Raw genomic sequence first — 15,182 nt, forward strand, 5'->3', positions numbered from 1 at the left:
ATCGGGGATGGCGCGGCGATGGGGGAGATCTTGCAGGCACTCACCTCGGCGGGCCCTGAGGCAACCGAAAAGATCAGCTTTGAGATCACCGAAACAATCGCGCTGGCTTCGCCTGCAATAGCCAAGACGTTTTCCCAGGGCATGCGCGATCTGGGCTGCCGGGTCGCTCTGGATGACTTCGGAACCGGCTACGGCGCTTTCACCGAACTGCGAAATCTCGATCTCGACGCGTTGAAGATAGATCAGAGTTTTGTCCAGAACATCCTCGACGATCGAGGCGACGAACGCGCCGTGAAGACCATCGTCTTGATCGCGCGGGAGTATGGCTTGACGACGGTGGCCGAAGGGGTCGAGTCGGAGGCTGTGCTGGAAAGGCTCGCCGAGCTGGGAGCAGATCGTGCGCAGGGATACCTCTTCAGCAAGCCGCAACCGGTGATTTGGTAGGGGCGGCCGAGCGTCTTCATGCAATTGTGACCGGTGGCGATAACGCAAAAAGTGATGTAACTGTCGTACCCTGTCGCTCGTGGCAGTGTCCCGCCGTGATGTCCTCAAATGCGCCGCCGTAGCTACGCCGGCCGTCTTCGGCGTGGGTGCGCTCGCCCAGACGCCTCAAGCGTCGGCCGCGCCCCTCGGAACCCTGCTCGACTATGCGGCCGGCGTCATCAAAGCTGCGGATATCAAGGCCTCGGGGGCCCTCGGGGCCATCCGGTACGTATCGGATCGCCGGCCCGGCGGCGACTGGATGCTCGGTAAGCCGATCGAATTGGCCGAGGCGCGTGATCTGTACCAGGGTGGGCTGAAGATCGCCTCCTGCTACCAATACGGCAAGCAGGACACCGCAGACTGGCTGGCCGGTGAGCCCGCAGGAATCAAGCACGCCCAGCGGGGTTGGCAATTACACACCGCCGCGGGTGGTCCCGTCGGTGCGCCCATCTACACATCTATCGACGACAACCCGACCTACGACCAGTACAAAGCCCAGGTAGCGCCGTATCTGCGGGGGTGGGAGCGGGTCCTGGGGCACCAGCGTGTCGGTGTGTATGCCAACTCCAAGACCATTGAGTGGGCACTTCAGGATGGGCTCGGGTCGTATTTCTGGCAGCACAACTGGGGCTCCCCGGGGCGCGTCGCGCACCAGGCCGCCCACCTCCATCAGGTGGAGATCGACAAGCGCAAAGTGGCCGGTGTGGGCGTCGACATTAACCACATTCTCAAGCCGCGCTTCGGTCAGTGGGACTGAGACTTACTGACTAGTAAGTTTATGCAGCAAACGTGGCGGTTTCGCGCCGCGGTGTGAAAAGACAGTTGCGCACAAGTTGTCGACTCCCATGGAGAAAACGGACGGCATAGTGCGAACTGAAATATTCAGATAACGATTATGTAACAATACTGCTTTGATCTGCGCTTCTTTCCTACTCGACCGTAACCACCTGCATGCAGGACGTTTGTATGGGAAGAGTTTGGGTGCTCGTAGACCGTGCGTTATGCAACCTCTGTTACCCGTGCGTAGAACTCATCAGTAACGATTCCGGGGGCGAAAATCATGCCGTTTCTTATGACACTCTTAGTGCAGCTGGAGTGTCCGCCATGGCCCGCGAGGAGAGCTGAGGTCGCTGACTAGCCCAGCCGAGACCAGCCGGTTCGACCCCGAGTCGCAATGGCCCCGCCGGGAGCGCGGGCCAGCGCCCAGCCCGAGACGACACCAGCCCGAGACGACACCAGCCCGAGACGACCAGGCCAAGCGCGATGCAGAGCGATGATGGACCGAGGAGACGACACGACGTGACGATCAACGACCAGCACCGCGCCACCACCGCATCAGGCAACGGCTCCGAAACGGGTCAGGTCGCAGAACCGCTGGCAGGGGCGCACGCACTCGTCGATCGGCTGCACGCCGGAGAACCGTACGCGGTGGCCTTCGGCGGCCAGGGTGGTTCCTGGCTGGAGAACCTCGAGGAACTGGTCAACTCAGCAGGCATCGAGTCCGAGATCACCGCGTTGGTCGGCGAGGCGGAGCTGCTGCTGGAACCGCTGGCCCGCGAGCTGGTCGTGGTTCGTCCCATCGGCTTCGAGCCGATGCAGTGGGTCCGCGCGCTGGCCGCCGACGAGCCTTTGCCCGCTGCGAAGGACCTCACCTCGGCGGCCATCTCCTCACCCGGCATTCTGCTCACCCAGATAGCGGCTATTCGCGCGCTCCAGCGTCAGGGCCTCGACCTCACCGGTTATCCTCCGGTCGCCATCGCCGGGCACTCCCAGGGCGTCACCGCCGTGGAGTCGCTCAAGGCGCACGGAGCCCGCGACGTCGAGTTGCTCGCCATCGGCCAGTTGATCGGTGCAGGGGGATCGCTCATGTCGCGTCGCTGCGGCATGGTCAGTCGTGGTGACAAGTCGCCGATGGTGTCGGTCACCAATGTCGACCCTGCTCGCTTGGTCGAGCTCCTCGACCGGTTCGCTCAGGATGTGCGCACCGTGGCGGCGCCCGCATTGTCCATTCGCAATGGCAGGCGCTCGGTGGTCATCACCGGCACTCCCGAACAACTGGCCCGGTTCGAGCTCTACTGCGAGAAGGTCACCGAGAGAGAAGAAGCGGAACGAAAGAACAAGTTGCGCGGCGGCGCGGTATTCCAGCCGGTGTTCAGCCAGGTCAATGTCGAGGTCGGCTTCCATACGCCCCGGCTGGCCGGCGCCGTCGACCTGGTGACCGGGTGGGCGGCGCGCACCGGCCTGGACCGCGAGCTGGCCCGCCGGCTCAGCGAGATCATCTTCGTCAATCCGGTGGACTGGGTCTCCGAGGTGGAGGGCCTCGCAGCGGCGGGTGCCAAGTGGATCATCGACCTGGGCCCCAGCGATACCGTGACCCGGCTGACCGCACCGGTGATCCGCGGGCTCGGCATCGGCATCGTGCCCGCCGCCACCCGCGCCGGCCAGCGCAGCCTGTTCACCGCCGGCGCCGCTCCGGAGGTCGCCCCGGCCTGGTCGAGCTACGCGCCCTCGGCGATCAAGCTGCCCGACGGTTCGGTCAAGGCGTCGACCAAGTTCACCCGGCTCACCGGAAGGTCGCCGATCCTGCTCGCAGGCATGACCCCGACGACTGTGGACGCCAAGATTGTCGCTGCCGCGGCCAACGCCGGGCACTGGGCCGAGCTGGCCGGTGGCGGCCAGGTCACCGAAGAGATCTTCGACGGTCGGATGGAAGAGCTGGTTGAGCTCTTGGAGCCGGGTCGCGCCGTGCAGTTCAACGCTCTATTCCTCGATCCCTACTTGTGGAAGCTGCAGGTAGGCGGTAAGCGTCTGGTGCAGAAAGCCCGCCAGTCCGGCGCTCCGATCGACGGTGTAGTCGTCTCGGCAGGCATCCCGGATCTCGACGAGGCCGTCGAGCTGATCGAGGAGCTCAACACCGCCGGCATCAGCTACGTAGCGTTCAAGCCGGGCACGGTCGACCAGATCAAGTCCGTCCTCAAGATCGCGGCCGAGGTGCCCGATAGGGATGTCATCGTCCACATCGAGGGGGGCCGGGCCGGCGGGCACCACTCGTGGGAGGACCTCGACGACCTGCTGTTGGCGACCTACGGGGAGCTGCGCAAGTACTCCAACGTCACGATCTGCGTCGGCGGCGGTATCGGTACTCCCGAGCGGGCGGCCGACTACCTTTCCGGCGACTGGGCCAAGGATTACGGATTCCCCTCCATGCCGGTGGACGGCATCCTGGTCGGCACCGCCGCGATGGCCGCCAAGGAGGCGACGACCTCGCCCGCTGTCAAGCAGATGCTCGTCGAGACGACCGGTACCGATTCCTGGGTCGGCGCGGGCAAGGCCATCAACGGCATGGCCAGTGGTCGCAGTCAGCTCGGCGCCGACATCCACGAGATCGACAACACCGCCTCGCGCTGCGGCCGCCTCCTCGACGAGGTCGCCGGCGACGTCGACGCTGTCGCGGAGCGCCGCGACGAGATCATCGCCGCAATGGCGGACACCGCCAAGCCCTACTTCGGCGACCTCGACGATATGAGCTACCTGCAGTGGCTGCGGCGCTATCTCGAGTTGGCCATCGGTGCGGGCGATACCACCGCCGACACCGCAGCGCCCGGCAGTCCCTGGCTCGCCGATACCTGGCGGGATCGCTTCGAGGAGATGCTCAAGCGCACCGAGTCGCGTCTGCACGACAAGGACTTCGGCCCGATCGAGTCGCTGTTTGGCCCCGGCACCCAAGACCCCGCAGGCCCAGAGCTGCTTGAACAGCCCGACCGGGCGATCGCTGCACTGTTGGAGCGCTATCCCGATGCCGAGTCGGTCCGGCTGCATCCGGCAGACGTGCCCTTCTTCGTCACGCTGTGCAAGAAGCCCGGCAAGCCGGTCAATTTCGTGCCGGTCATCGACAAGGACGTCCGACGCTGGTGGCGCAGTGACTCGTTGTGGCAGGCGCATGACGCCCGCTACAGCGCCGAACAGGTGTGCATCATCCCTGGCACCGAGGCCGTCGCCGGGATCACCCGAGTCGACGAGCCGGTCGGCGAACTGCTGGATCGCTTCGAGCAGGAGATGATCGACCGAGTTACCGGCTCAGGTATCGAGCCGGTCAACGTGGTGTCCCGCCGTCAGGCCCGAGCCGACATCAACGGACCGCTCGCCGTGGTCCTCGACTCGCCCGACGTGCTGTGGGCGGGGCGCACCGCGATCAACCCGGTGCACCGCATCGGTGAGCCGGGGGAGTGGCAGGTCAACGACGTGCCCGGAAAGCCCACTGCCACCCATCCGTCCACGGGTGCCCGGCTGGAACTGGCGACGGATGCGGGCCGGGGGCCAGGAGCGAAAGGAACTGGGGATGTTCCTGAGGATGCTGCGGTCACGTTGAGTGTCCCGCTCTCCGATATCTGGATCGACATCCGCTTCACCCTGCCTTCCTGCACAGCCGACGGAGGTATGCCGATCGTCACCGTCGACGATGCGTCCACGGCCATGCGTGCGGTGCTGGCCATCGCCGCCGGCGTCGAGGGGCCCGATGCGCTTCCGCCGGTTGAGGACGGCACCACGACGCTGACGGTCGAATGGGATCCGGAGAAGGTCGCCGACCACACCGGTGTCACAGCGACTTTCGGTGCGCCCCTGGCCCCCGGGCTCACCCTGGTGCCCGATGCGCTGGTCGGGCTGTGCTGGCCCGCGGTGTTCGCGGTCATCGGGTCGGCACTCACAGACGAGGGCTTCCCCGTTGTCGAGGGCCTGCTGAGTCTGGTGCATCTCGACCACGCGGCGCGATTGCTCCAGGCGATGCCGGCGGTCAAGTCCGAATTAACTGTCACCGCAACCGCTTCGACGGCAACCGACACCGAGGTCGGCCGTGTGGTCCCGGTGGCCGTGACGATCCGGCAGGCCAGTGCCGAGGGTGCCGATGCTGCTGAGGATGCCGGCGGCGCCGACAGTGCCCACAGTCCGGTGGTGTTGGCCACTCTGGAGGAGCGCTTCGCGATCCGCGGCCGTACCGGTTCGGCCGAACTGACCGATCCGCCGCGGGCCGGTGGTGCCATCACCGACAACGCCACCGATACCCCGCGCCGCCGGCGCCGCGACGTCGTCGTCACCGCACCGGTCGACATGAGCGCGTTCGCGGTCGTCTCCGGCGACCACAACCCGATCCACACCGACCGGGCCGCCGCACTGCTCGCCGGTCTGAAAACACCGATCGTGCACGGTATGTGGCTTTCGGCAGCGGCTCAGCACGCGGTCGCCGCCACCGACGGCCAGGCCACGCCGCCGCCCCGCCTGGTGGGCTGGACCTCCCGATTCCTGGGGATGGTGCTGCCCGGCGACGAGATCGAATTCCGGGTAGACCGCGTCGGTATCGACCGCGGCGCAGAGATCATCGAGGTGGCTGCGCGGGTGGGCTCGGAACTCGTCATGTCGGCGACGGCGCAGTTGGCCGCACCCAAGACGGTCTACGCGTTTCCCGGTCAGGGCATCCAGTCCAAGGGGATGGGCATGGACGTGCGCTCCCGGTCAAAGGCGGCACGCCAGGTCTGGGACTCCGCGGACAAGTTCACCCGCGAAACCCTGGGCTTCTCGGTGCTGCACGTGGTTCGGGACAATCCGACCAGCCTCATCGCCTCCGGTGTGCACTATTACCATCCCGAGGGCGTGCTCTATCTGACGCAGTTCACCCAGGTCGCGATGGCGACGGTGGCTGCTGCCCAGGTCGCCGAAATGCGTGAGCAGGGCGCGTTCGTCGAGGGTGCCATGGCGTGCGGACACTCGGTCGGTGAGTACACCGCGATAGCCTGCGTCAGCGGCGTGTACCCGCTCGAAGCACTGCTGGAGGTGGTGTTCCACCGCGGGTCGAAGATGCACGACATCGTGCCCAGGGATGCCGCGGGCCGTTCGAATTACCGGCTGGCCGCGATTCGCCCCTCCCAGATCGATCTCGACGACGATGACGTTCTCGGCTTCGTCGAGGAGATCTCTGAGCGCACGGGTGAGTTCCTTCAGATCGTGAACTACAACCTGCGCGGCTCGCAGTATGCCATCGCCGGAACCGTCCGAGGTTTGGAAGAGCTCGAGGACGAGGTCGAGCGTCGCCGCGAGATCAGCGGCGGCAAGCGGTCTTTCATTCTGGTGCCCGGCATCGACGTGCCCTTCCACTCCTCGGTGCTGCGGATCGGCGTCGCCGACTTCCGGCGCTCGCTGGAACGGGTCATGCCCGTCGACGCCGATCCGGCGCTGCTCGTCGGAAAGTACATCCCCAACCTGGTTCCCAGGCCGTTCACGCTGGACCGCGACTTCATCGAGGAGATCCGCGATCTGGTGCCCGCTGAACCGCTCGACGAGATCCTCGCCGATTACGACACCTGGCGGAACGAGAAGCCGCGGGAACTGTGCCGCAAGATCGTCATCGAGCTGCTGGCCTGGCAGTTCGCCAGCCCGGTGCGCTGGATCGAGACCCAGGATCTGCTCTTCATCGAGGAGGCCGCCGGCGGGCTCGGCGTCGAGCGGTTCGTCGAGATCGGCGTGAAGTCCGCGCCTACCGTCGCGGGCCTGGCCGGCAACACGCTCAAGCTGCCGGAGTACTCGCACAACACCACCGAGGTCCTCAACGCCGAGCGCGACGCCGCGGTGCTGTTCGCCACCGATACCGACCCCGAGCCGGATTTTGAGGACTCCGCGGCGGACTCCGAGCCCGACACTGCCGAAGCCCCGACGGCCCAGGCTCCGGTGGAGGCGGCGCCCGCCGCACCGGCCCCAGCCGCCGCGCCCAGCGGCGCTGCACGCCCCGACGATCTGACGTTCGACGCCTCTGATGCCACCATGGCGCTGATCGCGCTGTCGGCAAAGATCCGCATCGACCAGATCGAGGCCTTGGATTCCATCGAGTCCATCACCGACGGGGCGTCCTCGCGCCGCAACCAGATGCTCGTCGATCTCGGTTCGGAGCTGAACCTCGGTGCCATCGACGGTGCCGCCGAGGCCGACCTGGCCGGTCTGAAGTCACAGGTGACCAAGCTGGCCCGAACCTACAAACCGTTCGGTCCGGTGCTGTCGGACTCCATCAACGATCAGCTGCGTACTGTCCTGGGACCCTCGGGTAAGCGTCCCGCCTACATCACCGAGCGGGTCAAGAAGACCTGGGAGCTCGGCGACGGCTGGGCCAGGCACGTCACCGTGGAAGTCGCGCTGGGCACCCGCGAGGGATCCAGCGTGCGCGGCGACGCGCTCGGCGGTCTGCACGATGGCGCGCTGGGCGATGCGGCCAGCGTCGACAAGGCGATCGACGCCGCGGTGGCCGCGGTGGCCGCGCGGCGCGGCGTGCCGGTGGCGTTGCCGTCCGCTGGCGGTGCCGCCGGCGACGTGGTCGACTCCGCGGCGCTGGGCGAGTTCGCCGATCGGGTCACCGGACCCGACGGTGTGCTTGCCTCGGCGGCCCGCACGATCCTGGACCAGTTAGGGCTCGGCGGTGCCCCCGGCTACCTCGAGGCACCTCCCGACGGGGAGCTCATCGACCTGATCACCGCCGAACTCGGTTCGGACTGGCCACGTTTGGTGGCCCCGGCGTTCGACAGTCGCAAGGCCGTGGTCTTCGACGACCGGTGGGCCAGTGCCCGTGAGGATCTGGCCAGGATCTGGCTGATGGACGAGGACGACCTCGAGCCACAGTGGGCTCGCTATGCCGAAAGGTTCGAGGGCGCGGGCCACGTGGTGAGTACCCAGGCCGGCTATTGGCAAGGCAAGTCGCTGGCCGCCGGACGGAACACTCACGCTTCGCTATTCGCCCGCGCCGCAGCCGGGGCGGAGAACCCGGGCAAGGGCCGCTACGCCGACGATGTCGCGGTCGTGACAGGTGCCTCCAAGGGGTCGATCGCGGCTTCCGTGGTGGCGCAGCTCCTGGAAGGGGGCGCCACCGTCGTCGCGACGACGTCCAGGCTCGACGACGGCAGGCTCGGGTTCTACCGCAGCCTGTACCGAGACAACGCCCGCTTCGGCGCGCGGTTGTGGGTGCTGCCCGCGAACATGGCTTCCTACAACGACATCGACGCGCTGGCGGAGTGGGTCGGCTCTGAGCAGTCCGAGACCCTCGGACCGAAATCCATACACGTCAAGGACGCGCTCACCCCGACGCTGCTGTTCCCGTTCGCGGCTCCGCGGGTGGGTGGCGATCTGTCCGAGGCCGGCTCTCGCTCCGAGATGGAGATGAAGGTTCTGCTGTGGGCAGTCCAGCGGCTGATCGGGGGCCTGTCCCACATCGGGGCCGAACGCGACATCGCGGCGCGGCTGCACGTGGTGCTGCCCGGCTCACCGAACCGCGGCATGTTCGGTGGCGACGGTGCCTACGGAGAGTCGAAGTCGGCCCTGGACGCGGTGGTATCGAGATGGAGTTCCGAGACGTCGTGGGCGCAGCGTGTCAGCCTGGCTCACGCGCTGATCGGCTGGACGCGCGGTACCGGTCTGATGGGCCATAACGACGCCATCGTGGAGGGGGTGGAAGCAGCCGGTGTGACCACCTATTCGACCGAGCAGATGGCGAGAATGTTGCTGGACCTCTGCGACGTCGAGACCAAGGTCGCTGCCGCGCGGGAACCCGTGCTGGCCGATCTGACGGGTGGGCTTGCCGAGGTCGATCTGGACCTGCCGGCATTGGCCGCCAAAGCGCGGGAGGAAGCTGCCGGCAGTCCGGTCGACGAGGGCGACGAGGGCGACGATTTCAGCGACGACGACAGCAGTGCCACCGACGATCGCATGATCGCCGCGCTGCCGTCGCCGCCGCGTCCCGTCACCACCGCGCCGCCGCCGCCGTGGCAGGACCTCGACGTCGACCCTGCCGATCTGGTGGTCATCGTCGGCGGCGCCGAACTCGGCCCGTACGGATCGTCGCGCACCCGCTTCGAGATGGAGGTCGACAACGAACTGTCCGCGGCTGGGGTTCTCGAGCTTGCCTGGACCACCGGTCTCCTCAAGTGGGAGGACGATCCTCAACCAGGCTGGTACGACACCGAATCCGGGGACCTGGTTGATGAAGCGGACCTGGTCGAGCGCTACCACGATGTGGTCGTCGAGCGCGTGGGCATCCGCGAGTTCGTCGGTGACGGCGCGATCGATGCCGATCACTGCGCGCCGCTGCTGGTGTCGGTGTTCCTGGACAAGGACTTCTCCTTCGTGGTGTCGTCGGAAGCCGATGCGCGTGCGTTCGTCGAATTCGACCCCGAGCACACGCTGATCACCCCGGTGCCCGACAGCGCCGACTGGAAAGTCATTCGCAAGGCGGGCACTGAGATTCGCGTGCCGCGCAAGTCAAAGCTCTCGCGCAAGGTAGGCGCACAGATCCCGACCGGGTTTGATCCCCAGGTCTGGGGCATCACCCCGGATATGGCGAATTCGATCGACCGGGTCGCGTTGTGGAACCTTGTCGCCACCGTCGATGCGTTCCTGTCCGCCGGGTTCTCGCCGACGGAGCTGATGCGTTGGGTGCACCCCAGCCTGGTCGCCAGCACCCAGGGCACCGGCATGGGCGGGCTGACCTCGATGCAGACCATGTTCCACGGCAATCTGCTGGACAAGAACAAGCCGAACGACATCCTTCAGGAGACGCTGCCGAACGTCGTTGCCGCCCACGTGATTCAGAGTTATGTGGGCAGCTATGGATCGATGATCCACCCGGTCGGGGCATGTGCCACCGCGGCCGTTTCGCTCGAAGAGGGCGTGGACAAGATCCGGCTGGGCAAGGCCGAACTCGTCGTCACCGGCGGCTATGACGACCTCACGCTGGATTCCGTCATCGGCTTCGGGGACATGGCCGCGACCGCTGACACCGAGATGATGCGGGGCAAGGGGATCAGCGATGCGCGGTTCTCCCGGGCCAACGACCGGCGCAGGCTCGGCTTCGTCGAGGCCGAGGGCGGCGGCACGATTCTGCTGGCGCGCGGCGACCTGGCCCTCAGGATGGGGTTGCCGGTGCTGGCCGTGGTCGCCCACGCACAGTCCTACGGCGACGGCGTGCACACCTCGATTCCCGCCCCGGGGCTCGGCGCTCTCGGTGCGGGTCGCGGCGGCAGGGAGTCGGTGCTGGCTCAGTCGCTGACCAGGCTGGGCGTCGGGGCCGACGACGTTGCGGTGATCTCCAAACACGACACCTCGACGCTGGCCAACGATCCCAATGAGCAGGAGTTGCACGAAAGATTGGCGGCCGCACTCGGCCGTTCCGAGGGCGCGCCGCTGTTCATCGTGTCGCAGAAGAGCCTCACCGGACATGCCAAGGGCGGTGCGGCGGTATTCCAGATGATGGGTCTGTGCCAGATCCTGCGGGACGGTGTGATCCCGGCGAACCGGAGTCTGGACTGCGTGGACGAGGAGTTGGCCACGTCGGGACACTTCGTCTGGCCGCGGGAGACCCTGCGACTCGGCGAGAAGTTCCCACTCAAGGCCGGCCTGGTGACCAGCCTGGGTTTCGGTCACGTCTCGGGATTGATCGCCCTGGTGCACCCGCAGGCGTTCCTGGCGACCCTGAGTCCCCGGCAGCGGGCGGACTACACCGCTCAAGCATTGGAGCGCAGCGTCGCCGGGCAGCGCAGGCTGGCGTCGGCGATCGCCGGTGGCCGGGCGATGTACGAGCGCCCGGCGGACCGTCGCTTCGACCATGAGCACCCGGAGAAACCTCAGGAGGCGGCGATGCTGCTCGACGTGGCGTCGCGGCTGGGTCAGCACGACGTGTACTGAGCGTTGCTCGAGTGAGATAGCGTGCTGCGGTGTGGGCATTGTCGGGATAGGCATTGATCTGGTTTCCATCCCCGACTTCGCCGAGCAGGTGGACCGGCCGGGCACGGTGTTCGCCGAGACGTTCACTCCCGGTGAGCGGCGCGACGCTGCGGACAAGAGTTCTTCGGCGGCTCGGCACCTCGCGGCAAGGTGGGCGGCCAAAGAGGCGGTGATCAAGGCCTGGTCGGGGTCACGCTTCTCGAAGCGTCCTGTGCTGCCCGAGGGGATTCACCGCGACATCGAGGTCGTCACCGACATGTGGGGCCGGCCGCGCGTCCGTCTCTCGGGTGCCATTGCCGAACACCTCAAAGAGGTGACCATTCACCTGTCGCTGACCCATGAGGCGGATATCGCGGCCGCCGTCGCGGTGCTGGAGGAGCGCTGAGCATGGGTGATCTGGCCGCCAGGGTCCGCGACGTGCTGCCGTCGGTGCGGGCCGACCTCGAGAATCTCGTCCGCATCGAGTCCGTCTGGGCCGACCCGGCCCGCCGCACCGAGGTACAGCGCAGCGCCGAGGCGGTATCGACGCTGTTGTCGGAGGCCGGCTTCGGCGATGTTCGGATAGTCGCCGAGGGTGGCGCCCCGGCGGTGATCGCCCGGCACCCCGCGCCGGCAGGGGCGCCGACGGTGCTGCTCTACGCGCACCACGACGTGCAACCGGAAGGGGACCGTACGCAATGGCTGTCGCCGCCGTTCGAGCCGACCGAGCGCAACGGGCGGCTGTACGGACGTGGTACCGCTGACGACAAGGCCGGCATCGCAACGCATTTGGCGGCATTCCGGGCTCATGGTGGCAACCCCCCGGTCGGTGTCACGGTTTTTGTCGAGGGAGAGGAGGAGTCGGGTTCGCCGTCACTGACACGGTTACTGGCGGCTCACCGCGACCTGCTGGCCGCCGATGTGATCGTGATAGCGGATGCGGACAATTGGAGCACCGAGATCCCGTCGCTGACGGTGTCGCTGCGCGGGCTCGCGGACTGTGTCGTCGAGGTCGCCACTCTCGATCATGGCCTGCATTCGGGGATGTGGGGCGGGGTGGTGCCGGACGCGCTGACAGCTTTGGTTCGCCTGCTGGCCAGCCTGCATGACGATGACGGCAACGTCGCGGTCGCCGGCCTGCACCACACTGGCGAAGTCTGCGCTGCGGAGATCGACTACCCGCCGCAGCGGCTACGTTCGGACACCGGCCTGCTCGACGGTGTAAGCGAAATCGGCTCGGACTCGGTGCCGCAACGCCTTTGGTCCAAGCCGGCGATTACCGTCGTCGGTATCGACGCCACGCCGATCGCGCAGTCTTCCAACACCCTGATCCCGTTGGCGCGAGCCAAGGTCAGCATGCGGGTGGCGCCTGGTGGTGACGCTGCCCAGCATCTCGCCGCGCTGACTCGTCACCTCGAGCAACACGCACCGTGGGGCGCGCGGGTCAGAGTCACCCCCGGCGACCTGGGTGAGCCGTATGCGATCGATGCCACCGGCCCTGTCTACGACGTGGCGCGAGAGGCGTTCCGTGCGGCCTGGGGCTGCGATGCGGTCGACACCGGTGTCGGGGGGTCGATTCCGTTCATCGCGGCGTTCGCGGCCGAACTTCCGGAGGCCAAGATTCTGGTGACCGGCGTCGAGGACCCGGACACCCAGGCGCACAGCATCAACGAGAGTCTGCACCTGGGCGTCCTGGAACGGGCGGCGACCGCCGAGGCCCTGTTTTTGGGGCTGCTGGGTAGCCGCGCTTAGCTCACACCGACATGTCGCGGCGCAGCTTGGCCACGTGGCCGGTGGCGCGAATGTTGTACTGAGCGAGGGCGATCTTGCCGTTCTCGTCGACCACGAAGGTCGAGCGGATCACGCCCTGGACGGTCTTGCCGTACATCGTCTTCTCGCCGAAGGCGCCCCAGGCTTTGAGGACTTCGCGGTCGGGGTCCGACAGCAACGGGAAGGTGAGTTCTTCTGCGTCGCGGAATTTGGCGAGCTTCGCCGGCTTGTCGGGGGAGATACCGACGACGTCAAGGCCCGCTCCGTTCAGCTCGCCGAGGTTGTCCCGGAAGTCACAGGCCTCTTTCGTGCAGCCCGGCGTGGATGCGGCCGGATAGAAGTACACAATGACCTTGCGGCCTCTGTAGTCCGAGAGTTGGACGGTGTTCCCGTCGGCGTCGGAGAGGCGGAACGCAGGAGCTTTCTCGCCCACTTCGAGTCGCGGTGTTTGCGGCATGTGCGATTCTCCTCCGATTGATCGGCTCCATGTGTTGGCCGGGCGCTGCGGTGGGCGCCGGCTGATCTAGGGTAATGCGTCAAGGCAGGGTAGTTATCCGATGAGAGGGCGATGTGGCGGACCAGGATCCCGACATCATCAAACAAGAGATCGACCGGGCGCGCGAGGAGCTGGCGTTGACCGTCGACTCGCTTGCGATCCGGGCCAACCCGCGCAGGATCGCCGATGACGTCAAGGCCAGCGTGCTGCGCTTCGTCAAGAAACCCCAGGTGGCAATCTCGCTGGCCGGGGTGGGCGTGCTGGTGATCGTGGTGACGGTGCGTCGGCTGCGCCAGCCCTGAGAAAACGGTTCAGCGCTGGCGGCCCGACCGGAACCAGTCGGTGAGAGAGAATCCCGGTGGATTGGCCACCCGACCGAGACGGTTGCAGGAGTGCACAGTGACGTTTCTTTGCGTGGCCGCGCCATAAGCCGTGTCATCGCCGTCGGCACCGGATGCCACCGGATCGCCCAAGCTTGACATCAGCAAATTCCCCAGTTCATTCTCTGTGACCCCGACTCGTACGGGTACCGCGTGTACCAGCTAACGGCACCCTAGCATCGACATGTCTTCTTTGCCCAGCGCAATGGATATGCAATCGAGGATTCTGGCTGTTGTCGTTACCTTGATCGTCGGTGTTGAGTCGCCGGGGACGAACACTGGGGACGACTTTTGGCACATCCAGGTGAAGCTCAGCGGGTGCAGCCACGCCGGTCCTCTGCGGCCTCGAGGGCCAGCCATTCAGACTTTGCCACCGCCGGGGTCGGTGGTCGGCCGAGGAGGGATGCCGCGGACGGCCGCTTGGAGGCGTCCTCTACGCTGGCGCTGTCCGCGACGAGCAGAGGAGACGTGTCATGGGTTGGTTTTTGGCCCTGCAAGGTCCGGCGCAGGCCAGTCATCAGTCGTCGGTCTACGAGCTCCAGGTCGGGACCGACGTCGACAAGCTCGCCCAGGAACTTGTCACCGCAGTGTCGTCCGACCGGGTGGTGCCGATTCCGGCGATGCTGCCGCAGAGCACGCGCAAGCGACAGAAGGTCACCCTCTACGTTCGTCCTTCGGCATGGGGGATGTGGACGTTCTATCAGCTCTCAGAGGAGGACCGCCTTCAGCTGATGAAGAACAACCCGCTGCTGAACGCAATGCAGCAGCACCAGCGGCAGCACGCTGCTCAGGGCGGCGCCGCAGCGAACAACCCCTTGCTGGGTCAGCCCGGCCCAGGTCCGCGCTGACCCGGATTCTTCGCGTTTGCCGATATGAGCGCGCCTCCCGGCGATAGAGTTTGCCCCGTCATTCGTCTGCCCCGGGGGGAACTGTGAGTGCTGCTAGCTATGTAGGTCGTGTTGGTGGGCTCGCGGTCGCATTCGGGGTCGGTACGGCCGTCCTGACCGGCTACGGTGTCGCGTCGGCTGATTCGACATCGTCCGGGGGGGAGTCGAGTTCCTCGTCGCAGGGATCCTCTGGCGGCGGTGGTTCGTCGGACTCCTCGGGGTCGACGAGTGCCGGGGAATCGACAGGTTCCTCGACTGGTTCGGAGTCATCGGGATCGGGATCGGCCTCGGACGGGGATGGCGCCGCCGACGAAGCAGCCGCTGAGGCCGCCGCCGACGATGCCGCCGCCGAAGACGCTGCGGCCGATGCCGCCGCCGACGATGCCGCCGCCGACGATGCCGCCGCCGATGACGCTGCGGCCGATGCCGCCGCCGACG

8 protein-coding genes and 1 pseudogene are annotated in these 15,182 nt (G+C 66.7%); 8 read left to right on the forward strand and 1 reads right to left on the reverse strand.

Features of this window, described 5'->3' with window-relative positions; genetic code table 11:
* From ACPGXI_RS16250 to ACPGXI_RS16270, 5 genes are all read left to right on the forward strand, one after another.
* Positions 1-444: EAL domain-containing protein (locus ACPGXI_RS16250; RefSeq protein WP_526654747.1), on the forward strand; the 444-nt coding region annotated here is incomplete at its 5' end.
* Positions 445-523: 79 nt separating this feature from the next.
* Entirely contained in the window at positions 524-1,240 is a 717-nt protein-coding gene (locus tag ACPGXI_RS16255) for a glycoside hydrolase domain-containing protein (protein ID WP_526654749.1), read from the forward strand.
* A 617-nt stretch (positions 1,241-1,857) separates the two neighbouring features.
* Positions 1,858-11,193: a fatty acid synthase subunit beta domain-containing protein gene (locus ACPGXI_RS16260; RefSeq protein WP_526654761.1), complete on the forward strand. Its 9,336-nt coding sequence runs from the start codon at positions 1,858-1,860 to the stop codon at positions 11,191-11,193.
* 31 nt (positions 11,194-11,224) lie between these two features.
* Positions 11,225-11,617 (forward strand): holo-ACP synthase AcpS, encoded by a 393-nt coding sequence (gene acpS, locus ACPGXI_RS16265; protein WP_526654751.1) that lies wholly within the window; start codon positions 11,225-11,227, stop codon positions 11,615-11,617.
* Between the two features lie 2 nt (positions 11,618-11,619).
* Positions 11,620-12,963, forward strand: a complete 1,344-nt coding sequence (locus ACPGXI_RS16270; RefSeq protein ID WP_526654753.1) for a dipeptidase — start codon at positions 11,620-11,622, stop codon at positions 12,961-12,963.
* A gap of 1 nt (position 12,964) precedes the next feature.
* On the opposite strand, the gene bcp is transcribed toward ACPGXI_RS16270, so the two are convergent.
* Complete coding sequence (bcp, locus tag ACPGXI_RS16275) at positions 12,965-13,438, reverse strand: thioredoxin-dependent thiol peroxidase (protein WP_526654755.1); 474 nt, start codon at positions 13,436-13,438, stop codon at positions 12,965-12,967.
* 113 nt (positions 13,439-13,551) lie between these two features.
* On the opposite strand from bcp, the gene ACPGXI_RS16280 reads away from it, so the two are divergent.
* The 3 genes and pseudogenes from ACPGXI_RS16280 to ACPGXI_RS16290 form a co-directional block, all read left to right on the forward strand.
* The gene (locus ACPGXI_RS16280) at positions 13,552-13,779 is read left to right on the forward strand and encodes a DUF3618 domain-containing protein (RefSeq protein WP_526654757.1); all 228 of its coding nucleotides are present in this window, start codon (positions 13,552-13,554) and stop codon (positions 13,777-13,779) included.
* A 551-nt stretch (positions 13,780-14,330) separates the two neighbouring features.
* Positions 14,331-14,705, forward strand: a complete 375-nt coding sequence (locus ACPGXI_RS16285; RefSeq protein WP_526654759.1) for a hypothetical protein — start codon at positions 14,331-14,333, stop codon at positions 14,703-14,705.
* A gap of 83 nt (positions 14,706-14,788) precedes the next feature.
* Positions 14,789-15,182 (forward strand): annotated as a pseudogene (locus tag ACPGXI_RS16290) (hypothetical protein); the annotation flags it as partial.

The sequence above is a fragment of the Mycobacterium sp. genome, assembly GCF_049608025.1.
Taxonomy (GTDB): Bacteria; Actinomycetota; Actinomycetes; order Mycobacteriales; family Mycobacteriaceae; genus Mycobacterium.